The sequence below is a fragment of the Sporosarcina sp. Y1011 genome (genome assembly GCF_057669885.1).
Window position 1 is genome coordinate 148,903 of record NZ_JBYHFP010000006.1, and the last position, 19,815, is coordinate 168,717.

Genomic DNA, 19,815 nt, shown 5'->3' on the forward strand with positions numbered 1-19,815 from the left:
AAACACGATAGTAGTTAACTTCGTGTCCAATTAGAAACTGGTCGTTTTGTTGTTTAACTAATGTAACTTATGTGCATTGGAAAGTAACGATTTGGTCTAAATCTGTACCCCAAGGAATCCAGGAAAATCCATTCCACTTATATCCAGTTGTTGCTAAATAATCGATGTATGTTGGATGATACCAAAATGAACTGCGGTTTTTGAGTTTTATAAAGGTATCGCGATATAAGCAACCGCGCAGTGCGCCTGGGTCCACTGTAAGTACTCCACCTTTATGCTGAGGCATCGTTGATGGTGGGGGATTAGTAGGTGCTGAACCTTTTTTTGTATCTTGAATGTGTTCATCGCTTTTCGGGTAATGTGGCTGTCCAAAAGGGAGTTCTGCATTATTCGGATTTAATGGCTCGGGAATTTGATTCTCATTCAATATTGAGTTCCTCCTTTAAGTTAGCTTCGTCTTAGTATATGTGAGTAAAGAAAATTAGGAACGTCAATCATTTTATGTCTATTTATTTAGATCGTCTAAACACCCAGCAGGCACAGACGAAGAAAAATCCTGATGTTGCAAGTAGAGGCATTTGTTCGTCCCAGACGCTGAAAAAGATAGTTGTAAGGGACAATACTGCAATGATTCCCGCAAACATACGTGTTTGTAAACGAGTGCGCTCAATCTCTTTCCTGGAATCCCGCGTTTGCATGTATTCGCGCATGCGTGTCGGTTCATCGAGGAACGTATTTAATTTATTTGGGAGTGCTCGCAAAGGTCCAATGAGTTTGAGTGCAATACGTTTTGCATCATCTTTTGAATATGAACCGTCTCCGATTGTTTGTTTCTTCGCCCACTCCACTATTCGCGGTCTTCCAATTGCAAGTAAATCAACTTGTGGATCCAAGACATGAAGAACACCTATGAAAATTGAGACAGCTCGCCCTAAAAAAGCGAACTCTGACGGAAGCTGTACCGGTTGTGTACGGATTATTTCTTTTAAATCATCGAGTAAACGGTCAATCACAAAACTATTCATTTCATTTAAGTCATTCGATTCGTAGGCGTTTACAACACTTTCAATTGCCTCTGCCAATATGCTTCGATCCGCATTTGGTAACAAGAATTTCAAAGCTTCCAATCCATCCAACACTTGATCATACTGTTTGAAAATAATCCCTTCAATTATTTCTAATATCGAACGGGCCTCGACAGGAGTAATGTTTACTATCATCCCAAAATCGATTAAAAAGAGCGTTCCATCTTGCTGAACTAAAATATTACCGCCATGTGGGTCAGCATGGAATTGACCACCTTCAAGTATTTGCTCTAGAAACAATCGGACAAGTCGTTCCGAAAGTTCACGGGGATTGATGTCATTCTGCTTCAGAAAAGCAATATCCGTAATGCGAGCCCCTTCAATCCATTCCATAACAAGAACGCGACGCGTGGAGAATTCATCATAGTAGACGGGAAAACGAACACCTGGCATAATCGTAAAGCGTTCTGAAAAGCTTCGTCCGTTTTTCATCTCCTGCAAAAAATTCAACTCTGCGCCAATTGTATCAACCATTTCTCCGTACAATAAGGTGAAATCTATTTGTTTACTGAATGAAGTGAACCTTTTTATTAACCAAATAACAATTCTCATAGCACGAAAATCGACACGTAGAATTCGTTCGATATTTGGTCTTTGAATTTTTACGGCAACAGCAGTTCCATCTTTTAATGTGGCCTTGTATACTTCACCAATAGAGGCCGAAGCAATAGGTCCATCAGAAAGGGTTTCGAGATATTCATCGAAGCTCGTACCCCATTCATCCTCTAGGAGTCTAATCGCTTTTTCTTTAGGAACTGGTGTCACATGATCTGTTAAACCTTCCAATTCTGCAATGAACGATTGAGGCATAATGTCAGCCCGTGTTGACAAGAATTGACCCATTTTAATCATTAAACCGCCTAGCTCTAACGCGATTTCCTTATATTCTTTCGCTTGTTTCGTTACAAGAATTTCCCACTTTTTATTAACTGAAGGCGTAAAGCGGCCCCTATATCTACTTTGAAAAGCCATGATTTGGGTGAAGAATTTCACGGACATCCAAACAATTCGGAAAATCCGGTAAAATGCTAAATGATTCATATAATTTGCCTCCCGATGTATTCCATTATAGACAGTTAAGCTTTTAACGTCCAAAATGGTAGACTTAAAAGAGGTACTTATTATTCTGGAATAGACATGTTAGACTTAAATGTATTCTTATTTAATAAAAGGACGTGTTTTTTTGGTTGGACGTAATGACCCATGCCCGTGTGGCAGTGGAAAGAAGTATAAAAAGTGTTGTGAATCGAATAAAGATTTTTCAGTAAAAGAAGCACAATCGAGCGAATTAGAAATGATTTTGCAAGCTTTTTATGAAGAATACCCTGAAAAGAAAGACTTAAATCAATTTTTAAGACTCGTGAAAAAGTGGAGTGAACCACTTCAGCAATATATAGCAGTAGAAATGATTGAAGCGATTGTAATGGATGAATTCTTTTTCCATCAAAAACCTGATATTTGGGAAAGCTATCTAGGCAAACTACAGAAGAAAGTTATCCGCCCCTCAGTACTAAAAGTTTTAGAAACATGGTCCAATCCCCGAGCATTTATTGGTCAGGTAGTGAATGTGGATGAAAAATATTTATCCGTAAAAAATATATTCGGGCAAGAAACAATACTTTTAAGGCGTGAAAGTGAAAAACCTGTTCCCATGGATGTACATGTATATTGTTTCATTCTACCGGACGAATCATCTATTGATAATCACTATTTGGCGATTTCAAGTTTGATATTTTTCCCGACTGACCATGATAAAGTGTTTGACGAGTTCGTACAACAATTTGAGATGCAACATGAACATTCAATTTCCTCTTTTCTTAAGGAAAATGGAATTTCGTTTTGGAAATTGCTTGGTGAAGATGGATATGATGGAAGCGAATTTACCGATTTTGAAGTAGGTGTCATCCAGGTAGTACTTGATTTTTTAGACAATAATGAACGAGAATCCGAAATGCTATTGGATCTACTAGAGGATTACTTAGTAGAGCAGCAGCCGAATGCACGTAAAGAAGTAGCTATAGCAGCTGGAGCAATTAGATTTGGTCAGGAGAATTCATTTTTTGAACCTCTAGACATGAACATAAAACAGATTGCAGAATGGTTTAAGGTATCCACTTCTTCATTGAACAGGTATTACAATGAATTAAACGAGTATTACCAAAGCAATAAATAAACAACAGGATAGATTCTCTAGCGTCATAAATAATAAATTTAATCGGAATGAGATTCTAAAATCCTGAAATAGAAATCGGCCCCATGATGCGAGTAACAATCGTATCACGGGACTTTTTTAGTAGTGATGTTTCTTCGGGGGAACTGTGTGAGCTGAAAATTTTAATAAGCTGAATCCAATGTCTCATAAGAAGTTTTTTCATCATTTCACCAGCACATAAATCGACTTTCTTGTGGGAAGCTATCTTTATATGGAGGTGTGGAAATGGGTAAAAAAACGTCAGGTGATAAGGATGAAGCAGCAAACCTTACATGGTGGCAATTATCCCTAATTGGAGTAGGTTGCATTATTGGTACAGGGTTTTTCCTAGCTTCAAGTTTTGCGATTAAAATGACGGGACCTTCTGTTATCCTAGCCTTTATAATGGCTGCAACTGCAACGTATATTGTATTTGAAGCGCTTGCGAAAATGTCTGCAAAAGATCCACAGAAGGGGTCTTTTCGGACCTATGCAAAAAAAGCATATGGACGTTGGGCAGGTTTCTGTAGTGGCTGGGTTTACTGGTGTTCCGAAATACTCATTATTGGCAGTCAGCTTACGGCGATTTCAATCTTGTCTGGGTTTTGGTTCCCTAACGTAAAATTATGGATATTCGCATCGATTTATGCAGTTTGTGGTTTAATTGTTCTCTTTATTGGTGCAAAAGCGTTTGGGAAATTAGAAAGCGTATATGCTGTAATGAAAATCGCCGCTATTTTTATGTTTATCGTGATCGCCATTTTAGCGCTGACCGGGACAATTGAAGGCGACCAAAATGCAGGAATTCCAGAAACAGTAAATGAATTCTTTCCGAACGGTTTAACAGGGTTTTGGAGCGCACTGTTATTTGCCTTTTATGCTCACGGTGGAATTGAAGTAATGGGCGTGATGGCAATTCATCTGAAAAATAAGGAAGACGCTCCTAAATCAGGGAAAGTGATGTTGGGGTTGCTTGGAGTAATATACGTTACCGCATTATCCTTAGCACTATTACTAATGCCATACGATAAGTTCAGGGAGAACAAAAGCCCATTTGTTGAAGCGTTATCAGGAGTTAGCAATATCGAATTTTTCCCGCATGTGTTTACTGCAGCAATTATTATTGCCGGTTTTTCAACGATGTCTGCGTCTCTTTTTTCGGTAACCACGATACTTGTGACAATATCAGAAGACGGGGATGCCCCTAAAATATTCAGTAAACAAACAAAAAAGAAGTTCAAAATGCCGTTATTTGCAATTGCTTTAACATCAACCGGTCTTGTTCTTTCTATAGTCACATCTTTATTATTGCCTGATAAAGTATATGAATATATAACCACTGCCGCAGCATTAATGCTCCTTTATAATTGGTTTTTCATCTTAACGATGTACCATAGATTAATCGAGACCACTACTGCAGATAAGGTGAAAAGAGTGATTGGAATGATTCTTGTTTTTGGAGCTGTAAGCGGAACATTATTTCATCAAACAAGTCGGCCTGGCTTTTTTATCAGCTTAGGATTTCTCGCGGTAATTGGAATAGTTGTCTTATTGTTGCGAAAGAGATGGAAGAGAGAAGAAGCTCAAAATAGCGCATGATAAGCTTGAATACCAAAGTAAATTCCAAATCCAATCATAGCTAGTGACGAAAAGATGGAAATGGCTTTCAAAAGATTGGTGGATAAAAATCTGCGGGCGCCACTTGAGATAGTTGCCATTATAGTATCCCATAAAATGATACCGACTATGATGGCTACGCTATTGATAAGTATTTGATTGCCTGTGAAATTTTTGGCCGTTTCGGCAAGGACTGAACCATAAATCCCTAGCCAAAATAGAATTGTAAGGGGATTCAATAGTGACATGAAAAAACCAGAGAATAAGGAACGTCTGAGGCGTGTTTTATTACCGAACCTTAAAGCCAATTCAATTTTATGCAGTGAGAGTAAGCTCTCTATTCCCGTATATGTAAGAACAAAACAACCAAATGACCAAAGAATGATCTTTACGAGAGGGAACTCAATTATTTGACCAACGCCAAAGTAAACCATGATCATGTACAAGACATCGGCAACTAATGCTCCAATACCAAAAATCCATGCATGAAAAAATCCGTTTTTTATCCCTGTATCCAGCTGCGCAGCATTAACAGGTCCTACAGGCGCAGCTAAAGATACACCTAAGAAGATATAGGCAGCTATTGAATTCAAGCAATAATCCTCCCTTAAATTGATGTCTATGCATCCTATTCGAAAGGAGTGACCTGTACAACTATTATAAAGGAGAAATTATAGTGAAGGGAAAATGGTTATTTCATACCCGCCCACGGCTTGTAATAAAAATATAGGTCGCAAATTTGATTCAAGAATGAAAATAGTTCTTGGATTTCTTGCATATATTAGGTATGAATATAAGCAAGGGATGTGGTTCCATTTATTGAAAAGGCACTTGTTTTGATCATTACATTAAGACTAATTTCGGGAAGTATAGAGATAACAGCTGCAGCATTAATGTTTAAATTCAATGATTTAGAAAAAGCCTTTTATATCAATACGCTACTAGCCTTAGTGGGTCCCGTAATTCTAATTGTTACGACAGGAATTGCATTACTTGGTCTCGCTGAAAAAGTGTCATTGACGAGAATAGTATGCCTTTTTTGTGGAATATTTCTTATAATTTTTAGTTTAAAATCTGAATGAGAATGCAGCAATACATGTTATTTACATATTTTAATATAAAAGGACCCAATCAGCCATAATAGCTATTAGGTCCTTATTTTTATGTTGTTTTATTTGATTTTTCAATTTCCTCGACTTTGATGAACTTAAAGACAATGAACACAAGGATAATCCCTAATACACCTGCCGTAATGTAACTGACATTGAGAAAGTTTTTCATAGCGAGTGACATAATAGGTGGACCTGCTGCTACGCCGATAAACCTTGCCGAACTATAAAAAGAAGAAACGGTTCCTCTTAACTCTTTTTTTATATTTTCTGTAATAATCGCATCAAGTGCAGGTAATAATGCACCAATCGCAATTCCGACTATACTTGTTACGATTAACAGAAGGATAAGTTTTTCGCTTGTAAACCCGACGAATATGACGCTGGCGGACATCGCAATCAAGCAAATAATCATTACTTTTTTTATCGTCTTGAGATTACCTTTAATTTTACGACCGGAAATAAAGGAGGCAATACAAAGTAGCAGAAGTGGAATGGCCAAAACGAATCCTTTTTTAATACCCTTTATATCATGAACTTTTTCAAGGTTTTCTGATAAGAAAAATAACATGCTGAACAATATAAGCATTACAAGGACTCCATTAAGGAATACAGTATACAACCATTTACCTTCCACTTTGAATACTTTTTTTGTGTTACTTAAAAATTGCTTGAACTTTACTGGCTCATCTTTTTCTTTAGGGACTTTAACGAAGAAAAAGATGAGGGCAAAGGAAATTAAACTAAGTGCTGAGATGGAGAAGAAAGGAAGAAACCATAAAATAGCAGCAAATACTGAACCTAAGATTGGACTTAATACTTTTCCAAACGTGTTCGACGTTTCAATAATACCTAAACAAGAACTCGTTTTTTCATCATCATCCTGATAAAGGTCACCTACGAGTGGCAAAACGATTGGCATGGCTCCAGCTGCTCCTACTCCCTGCAGAATCCGTCCCACAATAATCATTGTGTATGGGTCATCCATTTTCCATGAAGCAAATCCGGCGATCAGACCACCGATTAAAGCGAAGACTAAACTCGGCAATATCACCATTTTCCTACCAAAGCGGTCTGATAAATAACCGGCTACTGGTATTAGAAAAATCGCCGCAACTGAATAGCTTGTAATGATCATACTAGACTGAAATGATGTGATACCAACTTTTTCTTCCAGTATCGGGAGCACTGGAATAAGCATGGAATTCCCAAGCGTCATGACGAGAGGAATTGAAGCCATGCTTACAATGCACCATACACTTACTTTATCTGCACTTTTGTCCATTACCACACCTCAATAATTCCTGATTTTGATTAGTAAAGGTATGGTTTCCTTGCCTGTGCAATTTATGCGTTTAATATTTATCTTTTGAATTATTCAAATAACTAGGGAAGATACTATGTAAAAATTAGAAATGATTCTTATGAAATTTTAAGATGGTTTATAAAAATAACGTTTGAAAAGCCTGAAGACCAAAGTATATTCCGAATCCGATCATGGATACGGATGAAATAATGGAAACAATCTTCAAAAACTTGGTGGATAATAATTTACGAGCGCCACCAGATAAAAAGGACATTATTAAATCCACAAACATAATACCAACCAAAATTGCAATGCTGTTTAAAATAATTTGATATTCTGTAGAAGCACTAACTGTTTTCGCGAGGATAGAACCATAGATTCCTAGCCAAAAGAGGATGGTAAGTGGATTCAACAACGACATGAAGAAACCTGATAGTATTGATTTTCTAAGTCTGACTCTTTTTCCAAATCTTAAGTTCATCTCAATTTTATTTAGTGATAGTAAATTTTCTATACCCGTATACATAAGTACAAAACAGCCGAACGACCAAAGAATTATTTTCATTAAAGGCGAATCAATAAATTGACCCACGCCAAAATATACTATGAACATATACATGATGTCGGTTGTCAAAGCACCCAGACTAAAAAACCAAGCATGAAAAAACCCACCTTTAATACCCGTATTTAATAAGACGGATTTAACAGGTCCAATTGGTGTAGCCATAGATATGCCTAAAAAGATATAGGTGAATATAGAATTCATGAATAGCCCTCCAATAATATGATGTCCTTGCATTTTATTCAAAGACAATTACTTATAGGACTATTTAAAGGGGAAATTCTAAAGTAATGTTTGTGGTTGAATTTTCTGCCTGGAGGTATTTTTTTAACATGAGCTTAAGTTGCAATAGCTTCGTATATCCGATTAAAGACTTCCTATATAGCTGATTCGTTAAGAACTATTTTGTCGAAAATGGATCGTTGTCGAAAAGTGAAGCTATGTGAAGAAATGTTTAAGCTAGCTTGTCAATATGACAAGACTGTGGCAGTATATAAGCATATAAGGCACCCCTATATATTTTTAAAATTGTTGAGAGTAAATTGCTAGCAATATATGTCTCGTTGAAATACCGATAATGAATGGAGGAAATGAAATAATGGTAAACCTACCAAATTGCCCAAGATGTAATTCAGAATACACTTATGAAGATGGGACACTTCTCATTTGTCCAGAATGTGCTCATGAATGGTCTTTTGAATCAGAATCCGAAAGTAGTGAACCTGAAAAGATTTATAAAGACAGCAATGGAAATGTTTTATCCGATGGTGATTCTGTGACAGTGATCAAAGATCTTAAAGTAAAAGGAAGTTCATTAGTCGTTAAAAAAGGAACCAAGGTAAAAGATATACGTTTGGTAGATGAGGATCATGATATTGATTGTAAAATTGATGGAATCGGAGCTATGAAATTTAAAACTGAATTTGTTAAAAAATTATAGAAAGCTATTCATGCAAGGGCTTCAATTTCTTTCATAAGTAAGTACAGAATAAAACTTCCATTAATTCACGTATTCTTTATGTCACGAAGTACTGCAAAGGAGAGACTCCATATACTTGAGAGTCTCTTTTTTGGTACTTAATAGGGTATTATACGAGGAAAATTACACTTTCATATGCTGGTATATGATAACTATATGAACCTCCCACGACTGAAGTCACGGGTTTCAGGGTTGATGCTATCGCACATTGACCACTTGAGGCTGGGAACACACAGCCGCTATACCGTTAGCGAATGCTTTCGGCACTACTTTTCTTAGGATGTTTGCTGCACCATTCACATCTGCATTTATTAATGTTTTACTTTTTGTACGGTAAATACCGCGTTTTAATCGTTTTCCACTGAAAATGTGATTTGCATTATTCCCCGATTTGTAGGTCGGAATAATGTCTTCATCTACAAAACTTGCCTGTGATGTGTAGCTTTCTTCAGTTACAATTACTGAAATACCCTCGGCATTCGCTTTGTAAGTGATTAATTCTATTAGCAATGAGTGTGTCACTTGAACAAAGTTTTGATTATTTCTTTTCCCTAATTCTATTTTTTGTTTCCAACCCACATTCTTGCCAATAACAATTGCATCAATGTTTCTTTCCACGGCTATTTTCACGATATTGAAACTAACTTTATGGAAAAAGTCTTTGATTTGTCTATGTTTTACGGAATCTAATTTCACTAATTTTTTGGAATGGAAGTTTCCTTCTTTTGGTTTTTGACCGTTACCAAGAGCCGCGTAGTAATAAGCACGCATTTTGTTGTACCATTGATTGATCGATTTAACTTTACCGCCTTTAAAAAGGACTGGAACGTGCTCTGTATTAAACACTAGCGCTGCAATGTTATCAAGACCTAAATCGATGCTCATGCATCGTTCCATTTTGGTAGATATTTGTTTTTTCAACTCGACTAAAAACACTAATTCAACAGTAAAACAATTGTGCTTGGGTATGATTCTCACTTGTTGAAACTTACCATTGAAATTTGCTAACTTACCGATATTTATTTTTCTTTTGGTTTTTGGAAAGCTCAGGAATTTACCGTCTTTAATTTTGCAAATCTGATTCGAAAGAGTTGATTCTTTCCTGCCTCCTTTAGGTAGGTAACCAGGAATAGAAGGTCTAGCCGTATACTTTTCTGGATTCTTTTTGAAGTCTTTCAAACTCGCGAAAAAACTAGTCCAATTTTGCACGACATTTCTAAGAACTTGTTGATTTATCTGACCTGGTAATGAATAATAGTCTTTTTGTTTAATTGTTTTAAATAAACAATCCAGAAAATTGTAACCTAAGAAGGACTTTTCTTTTGAAGGCAGTTCAAATAGATTTACCTTTATTTCTTTTAGTTCGTCTCTTGGTTTCATTTGTTCGTTTTCTAATTTTTTCAGATAAGCTTTTTGTTGATTGACATTCATTTTATCAATATTGTCACGAATTGTGTCCATTACTTCTATTTGTAAAGGTTGTAACACACCTTCATTGTTTAAAGAAGTGTATATCTGCCTGATAAAGAAATTTGTCGTGTTATACAAGTTATTACTATTTAGACAAAGTTCATCGAAATAAGTATACATTTTATGGCCATTTTTAATGTTGATTTGAAAAGTTCGATATTCTTTATTCGGCCCCATAGTTCGTCACCTGCCTTCCTTAAGAGTATTCTACCAAATAGAACACACGTTTGCCTAGTGGTGTCGCTTTAGAACAAAAAAAAGAAAGCCAATTCATCCCACGACTGAAGTCACGGATGTTCTTGGCTTAATCATAAATCTAAGGAGAATTATGAAATAACTTGAGTTTGACCGTGAAAATGCTGATATAATGAAGTTTAACTCTTTTAAGTAATTGGTTATTTTGTTTATAACACATATGATCTATCTGAAAAGATCGTATGTTCGTTTATAGAAAGGTGTAGAATACATGAAACTTCAATTTTATAATCATGCGTTTACTGAACTCATAGAAAACTATACATTAACCGACGAACAGCTACGATTTACGGGGACACCCAAGGATGCCATTAATCTATCGAATACAGAGCAGAATCGCTATTCGATTTTAGCAGTAAAAAACGAGCAACTGGTAACGTTCTTTAGCCTACATAAAGGTGAAGGGGTCAAGCCTTTTTCACCGAATGACAATGCAATATTAATTAGAAGTTTTTCAACGGATTTTCATCAACAAGGTAAAGGTTATGGGAAGAATGCTTTAATGCTTTTACCAGAGTTTGTTAAAAGTAATTTTAAAGATATTGATGAGATTGTACTAGCTGTAAATGTTAAAAATGAGAAAGCCCAGGCTTTGTATAAAAAATGTGGCTATATTGATGAAGGCGTACGAGAGATGGGGAGGAGCGGAGAACTTATTGTGATGAGTTACCACTTGTAAGAAAAGAATTAATTTTTCGATTAGCAAAGCAACTAATTGAGACGAAGTAAAAATTAATGAAATAGTCGGTAGATCATAATGAGAAAGGAATTGAAGAGGATGAAACAAGTTAACAGTTATATCGATACGGTTTTTACGAAGCAAGATGCTCTTTTGCAGGATGTGATTTCTTCTATTGAAGAAAACGGTATGCCTGCCATATCGGTATCCCCTTCTTCTGGCAAGCTGCTAACGATGCTAATCTCTATTTCAGGTGCTAAGAATATACTTGAAATTGGTGCACTTGGCGGCTATAGCGGAATTTGCCTTGCTAGAGGATTTGGAAGTGAAGGGAAACTAACCTCCCTTGAATTGGAAGAGGATTATGCAAATTTGGCCTCCAGTAATCTAGCTAAAGCTGGCTTTGGCGACCAAGTCTCCTATATGACAGGCGCTGCTTTGCATAACTTAGAGAAACTAGTCGACAATCATCAGCGATTTGATTTTTTCTTTATTGATGCAGATAAAGAAAACTATGAAAATTACTTGGAATATTGCATTCAGCTTGCAGATTCGGGTGCTTTAATCGTTATGGATAATGTGCTTGCTGGTGGTAGTGTAGTGGATCAAAGTGCAAAACCTAAACGCTATACCGAAATAATGAAGAAATTTAATGAAACCGTAGCCAACCATCCTCAATTAGAATCGCTTCTTGTTCCCATCGGTGATGGACTGACGCTTTCAAAAGTAAAGAAATAATTGGAGAATACCGAGATTTTTTAAACAATAAACAGAACAGGGTAAGCCACTGATTTGGAGGGATTTTATTTGATGATGTTACTCTTTTATTAATACGAGCTTAGTAAAACTGGCTCGTATCGGTATATAATCGATACGCAAATTTAGGGGGTATCGATTATAATGGAATATCAAAATTGGAAACGACTATTTTTCGCGTTATATACAGGGCAGTTTTTCTCGTTAATGAGTAGTGCCGCTGTTCAATTTAGTATCATATGGTGTTTAACAGATACAACAGGTTCACCGCTTGTATTAGCGCTAGCGGGGGTAGCGGGTTTTTTACCACAAGCATTGATTGGCCCATTTGCTGGGACAATTGTAGATCGTTACTCTCGAAAAATGATGATGATTCTAGCAGATTTGACTGTTGCATTAGGTAGTTTACTCTTATTCGCATCGATGTATTTTAGCAAGCCAAGTATCGCATTAGTTATACTCGTGTTAGTAGTTCGTTCATTGGCAACTGCCTTTCATATGCCGGCAATGCAAGCCTCTGTACCACTGCTTGCACCTGAAGAGCACCTTACAAAGATAGCTGGCTGGGGACAAATGGTAAGTTCTATGTCCTATATTGCAGGACTAGCAGTTGGCATGTCATTACTTGCAGTTAGCTCACTTGAATGGGTGTGACTATTAGATGTTTTAGGTGCTGTTATTGCTTGTGGCATTTTATTGTTTATCCGCATTCCAAGAGTAGTAAGAACTGAAGAATTGGAATCGAGTAGTTTTTTTGCTGAAATAAAAGAAGGATATCAAGCGATTGTGAAAAATCGCCTTGTCCTAAAGTTATCAATCATAACCACAGTTGTAGCTGTCCTTTACATTCCAATCGGTATCTACTTCCCACTTATGGTACGAAATCATTTTGAAAAAGGTGTGGTAGAAGCAGGTATAGTTGAGATCATATTTGCGATTGGTTTAATTCTAGGAGCTTTGTTAGTAGGTGTTCTAGGAGATCGTTTTGATAAGGTTAAAACAATGGCGGCCGGCATGATGTTGATGGGCATTGCATTATTCATTTCTGGTTTGTTATCACCCTCAGTTTTCTATGTGTTTGTTGTAATGAGTTCTTTTGTTGGTTTATCAGGCCCTTTATTTTCAGCACCATTTTATGCATACATCCAAACAGAAATTGAACCCCATTTACTTGGACGAGTATTTAGTTTCATTTCAAGCCTATCATTACTCGCAACACCAATTGGGTTAGGATTAGCGGGGTTATTTACAGATTTAATAAGTGTCGCCGCACTATTTAGTGTAGCTGGTGTCCTAATAATTCTAAGTGCTGTAGTGGTTATGAAGGTGAAGTAGGAAGGAACCCATACAATTCTTAATAATCTTTTGATACGAGCTTGAAACGGAAGCTCCTGTCATTATTAGCTTGCAATATGAAATTATAAAATTTGAAAGTAGTGAAAATGGTACATTTTTGTTTTTGAAATGCTCTTCCTATCACAGTATCAGAGGGAATATATAAGGGAAGAGGGATGAATGAATGAGTAGGAATAGATTCGAGGAGAACTTAGAGAAATATGCTGATCCTGAAACGTATGACCATCTCTATGAAGGATATCAAAAGGATTTGAACGTTATTCTAGAATGGGCTAAGTTAGATCAACCAATCATTGAATTGGCGTGCGGTACTGGCCGACTCACCATTCCAATGGCTAAGCGTGGATTTCAAATGGTTGGAGTTGATTTGCATGAGGGAATGTTGGAGCGTGCAAAGCAAAAGGCCATAGAGCAAAGGGTTTTAAATGATTTTTTCCTACAAGACTGCATGAATTTGACTCTACCCGTAAAAAGTTCGTTCGCTTTTATGACTGGGAATTCGTTTCAACACTTTTTAACGAATGAAGAGCAGGATGCCTTATTCCAATCTGTTCGACAGCATCTGATAGAGGATGGAATCTTTATTTTTGACACAAGAAATCCGATATTCCACGAGTTGGGAGCTGTTGATGAGTACGAGCAAAAGTATATTGATAAATATGGAAATCGGATAATTGATTTCCACCGTGATGAATATGATTCGATGACACAAATATTGCATTGTTATACTAATCGGCAAATTCATCAGGGAGACACTTTAATTGCTAAAGAGCAAGATGGTATTTCCTTGCGCTATTCATTTCCACTTGAAATGGAAAGAGTACTTAAGGATAATGGATTTGAGATCATTCAAGTATACGGTGATTGGGATAAAAATGAGTTCAATGCAAAAAGTGTTTCTATGGTGTATGTATGTAAAGTTATAAAATAAAAGTAGCCAAGTTCTGAAACCACTCAGAACTTGGCTTTTCTTTAGACGGCGGCTAATTGAAAGCTTAAGCATACAGCTATTTTGTATATGTTCGCTCAGAAACCTTTCTATGAATGAACTGAAAACACCAAATCGCACCAATCAGCCAAAAACTACCCGCAAAATAGCCTGCAATTACATCACTAGGGTAATGAACACCTAAATAAATGCGGCTAATTCCAATCATTAGAACCATGATTGTACTAAGGATGACTAAGAGCGTTCGGCCCCAATTTGAGGGAATACGAGACCATAGTAGGAATGAAATGATCCCATATAACGTTATGGCATTCATTGCATGACCACTTGGGAAACTGTACCCACCAATTTCAATAAGTTGATGCAATTCTGGGCGAGGCCTTTGAAATATTTGTTTTAACGCTTGAAAAATATAGTGAGAACCGATTAGAACTACAGTAAACAATATTAGTTCAGATCGATATTTGAAAAAGAAGAAAAGGACTATTATTGTAATCAGTGCAAGAACTTTAACTAAAGAACCCGACCCTATAAAAGAGAAAAATTTCATTATCGAGGTCAAACGTTCAGACTCCAGGCTGTGAATAAAAGAGATGATTACATTGTCAAACTGAAAAATTTGATTTACTTTGACTAGGAAAGCTAGGAACCCAAAACCAAAGAGAGTTATTAGAAGGACAAGTACTACGAATAGAGTATTTAACCTAGTTTCCACTTGCAAAATCACCTCAATATAATACATATACATTAATAGACAGACCAAAGAATAACCTTCCTTGAGTTTGACAGGCCAAGGTAGTTTGTTTTTCCGCTTTCAGGTCAATCTTTATTGTTGGAACTACCTATTACAATACCGCTAAATACACTAGCATAATGCGGTCTTTTTAATATATCCTATTGCTTACGTAAGTATACCAAGAAAAAATTGTGATCAATTTTCCGGCGGATGAGAGGTTAGAATGTCTTTTTACGCGGATTCGGTTGCAGTTGTTGGATGATATAGTGATAGAGAAACGTATAAAGTGGATGATTATCGTCATTTTTCTAGTAGTACTCGCCTAGATGCTGCGAAGAAAATGTTATATAGGAATGGATGACTTCATATTAGGATGAATTCGTTTTTTGTGGCCTAGCTTCATAGAAGTTTTGTTTAGTTACCAAGAAACATTGTCCGTTATCAATGGAGTAACCCGAGTCAAAGCTACTGGGGAATATCCTTCTGGCCAAAACTAGACAAAGCCCTTGATAACTCCTACCTGAGTTATCAAGGGCTCAAAAGTCTGTTATCTTGTTAAGGGAATTTTTTTCATCAATCTAAATTGAGCTATTGTATAGCAAAGGTTACATACCAACTTGAATTTATCAGTATATTTTCATATAACGTTCAACTTCCCAAGAATGCACAGTAATTAGGTAACTTTCCCATTCCAATTTCTTCTCTGCCATAAAGTTTGTGAAAATATGCTTGCCAAGAGCTTCTTGGATAATTTCATCTTTACCAAGTTCGATGAGTGCGTGATCAAGGTCAGTTGGTAAGGTACAGATTCCTAATTCTTGAAGCTCGGAATATTGCAATTCATAAATATTACGATCAACTGGTTTCGGTGGCTCAAGTTTACGTTTGATGCCGTCTAAGCCAGATTTTAAAATAGTCGCCATTGCAAGAAATGGATTTGCTGCCGAGTCAACGGAACGAACCTCGATTCGAGTGCTTATGCCCCGGGAAGCAGGGATTCGGATAAGCGGACTGCGGTTTTGAGCGGACCAGGCGATGTAGCATGGTGCTTCGTAGCCAGGTACAAGTCGTTTGTAGGAGTTAACTGTCGGATTTGTCACTGCTGTAAAACCAGGAGCATGCTCAAGAACCCCAGCCATGAACTGATATGCTATTGTGCTCAATTGTAATTCACCATTTTCGTCAATAAAAGCATTTTTGCCGTCTTTAAATAGGGAAACATTGCATTGCATACCCGATCCGCTGACGCCGAAAAGAGGTTTTGGCATGAAGGTTGCGTGCAAACCATGCTTTCGTGCAATCGTTTTGACTACGAGTTTGAATGTTTGGATATTGTCGCAAGCGGTTAGTACATCTGCATATTTGAAGTCGATTTCGTGTTGTCCTGGTGCACACTCATGGTGGGATGCTTCAATTTCGAAACCCATTTCCTCTAGCTCCAAAACGATGTCGCGTCGACAGTTTTCTCCGAGGCCCATTGGGGCAAGGTCGAAATAACCGCCGTTATCGTTTAGTTCCATTGTTGGTTGCATGTTCTCATCGAGCTTGAATAAGAAAAATCCTGGTTCAGGTCCGAGGTTGAAATCTGTGAATCCGAGCTCTTTCATCTCTTTTAATACACGTTTTAAATTGCCACGAGGATCACCTGTAAACGAAGAACCACTGGCAAGATAGATATCACAGATTAACCGTGCAACTCTGCCTTTACCTGAAGGCCAAGGGAATACCATCCACGTGTTAAGATCCGGTATGAGGTACATATCCGATTCCTCGATCCGTACAAATCCTTCGATTGAAGAGCCGTCGAACATCATCTTATTATCTAGTGCTTTTTCGAGCTGGCTGATGAGAATTTCCACGTTTTTGATCATTCCTAAAATGTCGGTGAACTGAAGTCGAACGAAATTCACATTTTCTTCTTCTACAAATTTGCGAATGTGTTCTTTTGTATAATTCCTCATCATGCCGTCCTCCTTAAGTATCGTTTATTACGGATTACTCCATAACATTTTTCTGTAATAAAGCAAGAAGTTACCAATAACAAGATTTTTTTCATTGACACATTACCATAAGTTGGCCAACGTTAAATGAGCTTTTATACAAAGTAACATATAGGTAAGCGTTTTTCTTTTACTCTATATTATAAAAATAAAGTATCGACTCGCGCGAAGCAATGCTAATGCGCCTACGCTCAATTTAATATATATATTCAATACTTCGTCTTATACACGCTTTACGAGTTATCAATTATATTAATTAAAACTTCCAGAAGTAGTGGAGTTTCGGGTATAATAGAAAGAAGTAAAAAAATCATCATTCGATATAAAGGAGGATTTCATATGACTGAAAATCATGAAACAAACGAGCAAGATGCTCCAAAGAAAAAAATCAGCTTAAAAGAAGCGATGCAAAAACAATTAGAAGCAAAGAAGAATCAAACCGCCGATAACAATAAAAAAGGTAATTCAATACAAACTGCAAAAAAAATGCAAAGCCAACAAGCGAAAAAAGTTAGTAGTGCACGCAGAAAAATGGGTTCTTAATAATAAAACGCAAACCATCGGCTACCTTGGTTTGCGTTTTTTCAATACAATACTACGGTTACGTACCATGGGCTAAAACTCTAAACATGAATGTGTAAAAAGGGTATGTGTTTCAACAGATAATGGTACAATACATATTGAAGGGTTATCATAAGATATCCCCTTGCATAAACAGGATATTGAAACAGAAGGAGATTGGATTACTTGATTAATGGTATAAAAAACGAAATGCCTCCAAACTATGATGAATTAAGGAAGGCAGTAAACAGGACGTCGAATTGGAGAGTCCGTTTAGATGCTATCGAAGAATTGGGACAGTGGAAACATAAAAGGACTATCGATGTACTGCTGCATAGAATGAACAACGATGCCGTCTATAAAGTGGTAGAAGCCGCTTACCGTAATCTTGTGAAGTTTGGCGAAGATGTGCAGCTACCGCCAAGAAATAAATTTGAGTTGATTAAAGATGCTAATAAAGTCTTCTTCAGAATTAAGAAAAGTTTGCCGGCAGGCCATACGTACGAAGAGTACAAAGAAAAGTTGAAGAACATGAGACTTGATTTGTATGACACGTATGAAGGGGATAAGGGTGCAGAGTTTGATGAATGGCTCCAAAACACCTGGGAGACGGCAAAGGGGAAATAGATTGAAGGGATTTTTGGGGGACATCCCCCAGAAATCCTTCAATCAACTGTATTTTAATAATTTATTGCATCATCGAATGTTACTACAGATTTTTTTATCTTCTTCAATTACATGACCATACAGTGTATTTCCTAAGTGCTTTGCAATTAACGCAACAGGATTTCGAATTAAGATAGTATCAAATGCATTATTAAAACTTCTACAAGGGTAGCTGTTGAGGCTATCAATATATAATCATTTTAAGACACACTTTCTCCTCTGAATAACTTAATTTCCAACTAACATTTTCGATATAGTTTCAATGTTAACTAGAAAATCGTTGATAACAATAGTTCTGCGACTTTTTTATTTTTGACGCCCTCGTACCAAATCTATCTCTCGTTCTATCCACGGTCAGTTTTTTGTTTTCGAAGTCTATATCTTTCCACTTCAACCCCTATACTTCCTAAATTAAACCCACAATCATCGCTAAATAGTTTTTTTAATGTACCCACCAACAAGGAAAAAATGAACTCAATGAGTTATCGTGATATGTTGAACCGGGATATAGCAGTAAAATTATCACTTAAATAGCGAGAAAAACCCATTCTTCTTAGGTTTGGCTAAAAGTTGTCCGATTATTTTCTTCGCGATAAACTTTGCAGGATTCTTCATCGCAGTTGCTTCACCCTTACCTCAACCAGGAACAACGGCTTTCTTTACTGATCTTTTTGCATGCGATTGTATCTTTTTTAACGGTGAGCGTGGTTTTTTAATCTAAACTTTAACCCCTTCATTAATCGATTTAATAATCCTTCGTACCTTACTTGGTAAAATACCCGGTATTAAGTTAATAGAAAAGCCCTGGGTAGGGCAGGGGAGTCAAACGTTAGTTACCTCTCGCAAGCCCAACCATCCTTATCACGGTCCATTTTCGAGTAGATAAGCGGGGTGACTTTGGAGGTAATTCATGCCGTTGCAAAGGTAATGAAGACACAGAATTGTGAAGTATCTATGTTTCAGAGTCTACAGTAGACACAAACTACGATGCGAAAAATTTAAAAATGTGATCGAAATATAAAAGAGAATCCATTGTAGGATTCCCATAAGAAAAATTGTTTACAGTGATCAGGATAATCGCCAAGCGGGAATTAAAGAGTGAAATTGAAAAAAGTAGCTCATCACAACGTGAATTACCGAATACAAGGCTAATGTTGTTAGATAGGTGAGAAACCATGTATCTAGGGGTTTATTTAAAAACAGGTAAAGCAAAAACATCCCAACTGGAAATGGTATTAATACAATTAGCCATATGGGGGCACCAAATGCTTCGGTAATCGCGCTTAACGAAACTACGGAAACCCCAATTATGAGAGCTTGCCAAACAGCTATACTATTTCTGATTAGAAGACTACCTAAAAAATAGGAAAAAGCAGTGAGTAAAGTTGCTAAAAGAAAACTAATAAAATAATTCACATTATCCTCCTTAATTGAATTATCTATTTTCTATTGTATCAAAGGACAGTTGGTAAATGGGGATTACCCTGTTGATTGTAGACTGGGCAGAGGTGGGCTCGATTTAGGATAGAGGGACAGTA

The 19,815-nt window shown here is 36.8% G+C and carries 21 protein-coding genes; 11 read left to right on the forward strand and 10 right to left on the reverse strand.

Annotated features, from left to right (window positions below):
- Positions 1-67: 67 nt before the first annotated feature.
- Both AC25Y5_RS09930 and AC25Y5_RS09935 read right to left on the reverse strand, forming a co-directional pair.
- On the reverse strand, positions 68-427 hold the full coding sequence (locus AC25Y5_RS09930; RefSeq protein ID WP_488140133.1) for a transporter: 360 nt from the start codon (positions 425-427) through the stop codon (positions 68-70).
- An 82-nt stretch (positions 428-509) separates the two neighbouring features.
- Complete coding sequence (locus tag AC25Y5_RS09935) at positions 510-2,126, reverse strand: ABC1 kinase family protein (RefSeq protein ID WP_488140134.1); 1,617 nt, start codon at positions 2,124-2,126, stop codon at positions 510-512.
- 142 nt (positions 2,127-2,268) lie between these two features.
- Here AC25Y5_RS09935 and AC25Y5_RS09940 point away from each other — a divergent pair, with 142 nt between their 5' ends.
- A complete protein-coding gene (locus tag AC25Y5_RS09940) occupies positions 2,269-3,258 on the forward strand; it encodes a YecA family protein (RefSeq protein WP_488140135.1) in 990 nt (329 codons plus the stop codon).
- A 264-nt stretch (positions 3,259-3,522) separates the two neighbouring features.
- Positions 3,523-4,875: an amino acid permease gene (locus AC25Y5_RS09945; protein WP_482105203.1), complete on the forward strand. Its 1,353-nt coding sequence runs from the start codon at positions 3,523-3,525 to the stop codon at positions 4,873-4,875.
- On the opposite strand, the gene AC25Y5_RS09950 is transcribed toward AC25Y5_RS09945, so the two are convergent.
- A complete protein-coding gene (locus AC25Y5_RS09950; protein ID WP_488140136.1) occupies positions 4,860-5,486 on the reverse strand; it encodes a LysE family transporter in 627 nt (208 codons plus the stop codon). The genes AC25Y5_RS09945 and AC25Y5_RS09950 overlap by 16 nt on opposite strands.
- 213 nt (positions 5,487-5,699) lie before the next feature.
- On the opposite strand from AC25Y5_RS09950, the gene AC25Y5_RS09955 reads away from it, so the two are divergent.
- Positions 5,700-5,975 (forward strand): YqhV family protein, encoded by a 276-nt coding sequence (locus tag AC25Y5_RS09955; RefSeq protein ID WP_482100682.1) that lies wholly within the window; start codon positions 5,700-5,702, stop codon positions 5,973-5,975.
- A gap of 79 nt (positions 5,976-6,054) precedes the next feature.
- Here the strand turns inward: AC25Y5_RS09955 and AC25Y5_RS09960 are convergent, their stop codons facing one another.
- Both AC25Y5_RS09960 and AC25Y5_RS09965 read right to left on the reverse strand, forming a co-directional pair.
- A complete protein-coding gene (locus tag AC25Y5_RS09960; RefSeq protein ID WP_488140137.1) occupies positions 6,055-7,287 on the reverse strand; it encodes an MFS transporter in 1,233 nt (410 codons plus the stop codon).
- 157 nt (positions 7,288-7,444) lie between these two features.
- Positions 7,445-8,074, reverse strand: coding sequence for a LysE family transporter (locus tag AC25Y5_RS09965; RefSeq protein WP_488140138.1), 630 nt, complete (start codon positions 8,072-8,074; stop codon positions 7,445-7,447).
- 394 nt (positions 8,075-8,468) lie between these two features.
- Between AC25Y5_RS09965 and AC25Y5_RS09970 the strand changes: the two genes are divergently transcribed.
- The gene (locus AC25Y5_RS09970) at positions 8,469-8,810 is read left to right on the forward strand and encodes a zinc ribbon domain-containing protein YjdM (protein ID WP_488140139.1); all 342 of its coding nucleotides are present in this window, start codon (positions 8,469-8,471) and stop codon (positions 8,808-8,810) included.
- 237 nt (positions 8,811-9,047) lie between these two features.
- On the opposite strand, the gene AC25Y5_RS09975 is transcribed toward AC25Y5_RS09970, so the two are convergent.
- Positions 9,048-10,496, reverse strand: a complete 1,449-nt coding sequence (locus AC25Y5_RS09975; RefSeq protein ID WP_488140140.1) for an RNA-guided endonuclease InsQ/TnpB family protein — start codon at positions 10,494-10,496, stop codon at positions 9,048-9,050.
- A gap of 289 nt (positions 10,497-10,785) precedes the next feature.
- On the opposite strand from AC25Y5_RS09975, the gene AC25Y5_RS09980 reads away from it, so the two are divergent.
- The 5 genes from AC25Y5_RS09980 to AC25Y5_RS10000 all read left to right on the forward strand — a co-directional run bounded on the left by AC25Y5_RS09980 (position 10,786) and on the right by AC25Y5_RS10000 (position 14,296).
- Positions 10,786-11,253, forward strand: coding sequence for a GNAT family N-acetyltransferase (locus tag AC25Y5_RS09980; RefSeq protein WP_488140141.1), 468 nt, complete (start codon positions 10,786-10,788; stop codon positions 11,251-11,253).
- A gap of 99 nt (positions 11,254-11,352) precedes the next feature.
- Positions 11,353-11,991 carry an O-methyltransferase gene (locus tag AC25Y5_RS09985; RefSeq protein WP_488140142.1) on the forward strand — a complete coding sequence of 213 codons (639 nt, stop codon included), beginning with the start codon at positions 11,353-11,355 and terminating at the stop codon, positions 11,989-11,991.
- Between the two features lie 162 nt (positions 11,992-12,153).
- Complete coding sequence (locus AC25Y5_RS09990) at positions 12,154-12,663, forward strand: MFS transporter (protein WP_488140143.1); 510 nt, start codon at positions 12,154-12,156, stop codon at positions 12,661-12,663.
- Positions 12,664-12,705: 42 nt separating this feature from the next.
- Positions 12,706-13,344, forward strand: coding sequence for an MFS transporter (locus AC25Y5_RS09995; protein ID WP_488140144.1), 639 nt, complete (start codon positions 12,706-12,708; stop codon positions 13,342-13,344).
- A 184-nt stretch (positions 13,345-13,528) separates the two neighbouring features.
- Positions 13,529-14,296 carry a class I SAM-dependent DNA methyltransferase gene (locus AC25Y5_RS10000; RefSeq protein WP_488140145.1) on the forward strand — a complete coding sequence of 256 codons (768 nt, stop codon included), beginning with the start codon at positions 13,529-13,531 and terminating at the stop codon, positions 14,294-14,296.
- 76 nt (positions 14,297-14,372) lie between these two features.
- Here the strand turns inward: AC25Y5_RS10000 and AC25Y5_RS10005 are convergent, their stop codons facing one another.
- Entirely contained in the window at positions 14,373-14,876 is a 504-nt protein-coding gene (locus AC25Y5_RS10005) for a phosphatase PAP2 family protein (RefSeq protein WP_488140146.1), read from the reverse strand.
- Positions 14,877-15,676: 800 nt separating this feature from the next.
- The gene (locus AC25Y5_RS10010; RefSeq protein ID WP_488140147.1) at positions 15,677-17,011 is read right to left on the reverse strand and encodes a glutamine synthetase family protein; all 1,335 of its coding nucleotides are present in this window, start codon (positions 17,009-17,011) and stop codon (positions 15,677-15,679) included.
- 378 nt (positions 17,012-17,389) lie between these two features.
- Between AC25Y5_RS10010 and AC25Y5_RS10015 the strand changes: the two genes are divergently transcribed.
- Positions 17,390-17,593, forward strand: coding sequence for a hypothetical protein (locus AC25Y5_RS10015; protein WP_482105196.1), 204 nt, complete (start codon positions 17,390-17,392; stop codon positions 17,591-17,593).
- 228 nt (positions 17,594-17,821) lie between these two features.
- On the forward strand, positions 17,822-18,238 hold the full coding sequence (locus AC25Y5_RS10020; protein WP_488140214.1) for a HEAT repeat domain-containing protein: 417 nt from the start codon (positions 17,822-17,824) through the stop codon (positions 18,236-18,238).
- 872 nt (positions 18,239-19,110) lie between these two features.
- On the opposite strand, the gene AC25Y5_RS10025 is transcribed toward AC25Y5_RS10020, so the two are convergent.
- Both AC25Y5_RS10025 and AC25Y5_RS10030 read right to left on the reverse strand, forming a co-directional pair.
- Positions 19,111-19,185, reverse strand: coding sequence for an excalibur calcium-binding domain-containing protein (locus tag AC25Y5_RS10025; RefSeq protein WP_488140215.1), 75 nt, complete (start codon positions 19,183-19,185; stop codon positions 19,111-19,113).
- Between the two features lie 160 nt (positions 19,186-19,345).
- Complete coding sequence (locus AC25Y5_RS10030; protein WP_488140148.1) at positions 19,346-19,693, reverse strand: hypothetical protein; 348 nt, start codon at positions 19,691-19,693, stop codon at positions 19,346-19,348.
- Positions 19,694-19,815 lie beyond the last annotated feature (122 nt).

What these genes read in the sequence shown, in the direction of transcription:
- AC25Y5_RS10000 (WP_488140145.1), top strand. Translation starts at nt 13,529, where the DNA reads ATGAGTAGGAATAGATTCGAGGAGAACTTAGAGAAATATGCTGATCCT.
- AC25Y5_RS09980 (WP_488140141.1), top strand. Translation starts at nt 10,786, where the DNA reads ATGAAACTTCAATTTTATAATCATGCGTTTACTGAACTCATAGAAAAC.
- AC25Y5_RS09960 (WP_488140137.1), bottom strand. Translation starts at nt 7,287, where the DNA reads ATGGACAAAAGTGCAGATAAAGTAAGTGTATGGTGCATTGTAAGCATG.
- AC25Y5_RS09985 (WP_488140142.1), top strand. Translation starts at nt 11,353, where the DNA reads ATGAAACAAGTTAACAGTTATATCGATACGGTTTTTACGAAGCAAGAT.
- AC25Y5_RS10010 (WP_488140147.1), bottom strand. Translation starts at nt 17,011, where the DNA reads ATGAGGAATTATACAAAAGAACACATTCGCAAATTTGTAGAAGAAGAA.
- AC25Y5_RS09945 (WP_482105203.1), top strand. Translation starts at nt 3,523, where the DNA reads ATGGGTAAAAAAACGTCAGGTGATAAGGATGAAGCAGCAAACCTTACA.
- AC25Y5_RS09970 (WP_488140139.1), top strand. Translation starts at nt 8,469, where the DNA reads ATGGTAAACCTACCAAATTGCCCAAGATGTAATTCAGAATACACTTAT.
- AC25Y5_RS09935 (WP_488140134.1), bottom strand. Translation starts at nt 2,126, where the DNA reads ATGAATCATTTAGCATTTTACCGGATTTTCCGAATTGTTTGGATGTCC.
- AC25Y5_RS10015 (WP_482105196.1), top strand. Translation starts at nt 17,390, where the DNA reads ATGACTGAAAATCATGAAACAAACGAGCAAGATGCTCCAAAGAAAAAA.
- AC25Y5_RS10020 (WP_488140214.1), top strand. Translation starts at nt 17,822, where the DNA reads ATGCCTCCAAACTATGATGAATTAAGGAAGGCAGTAAACAGGACGTCG.
- AC25Y5_RS09965 (WP_488140138.1), bottom strand. Translation starts at nt 8,074, where the DNA reads ATGAATTCTATATTCACCTATATCTTTTTAGGCATATCTATGGCTACA.
- AC25Y5_RS09990 (WP_488140143.1), top strand. Translation starts at nt 12,154, where the DNA reads ATGGAATATCAAAATTGGAAACGACTATTTTTCGCGTTATATACAGGG.
- AC25Y5_RS09975 (WP_488140140.1), bottom strand. Translation starts at nt 10,496, where the DNA reads ATGGGGCCGAATAAAGAATATCGAACTTTTCAAATCAACATTAAAAAT.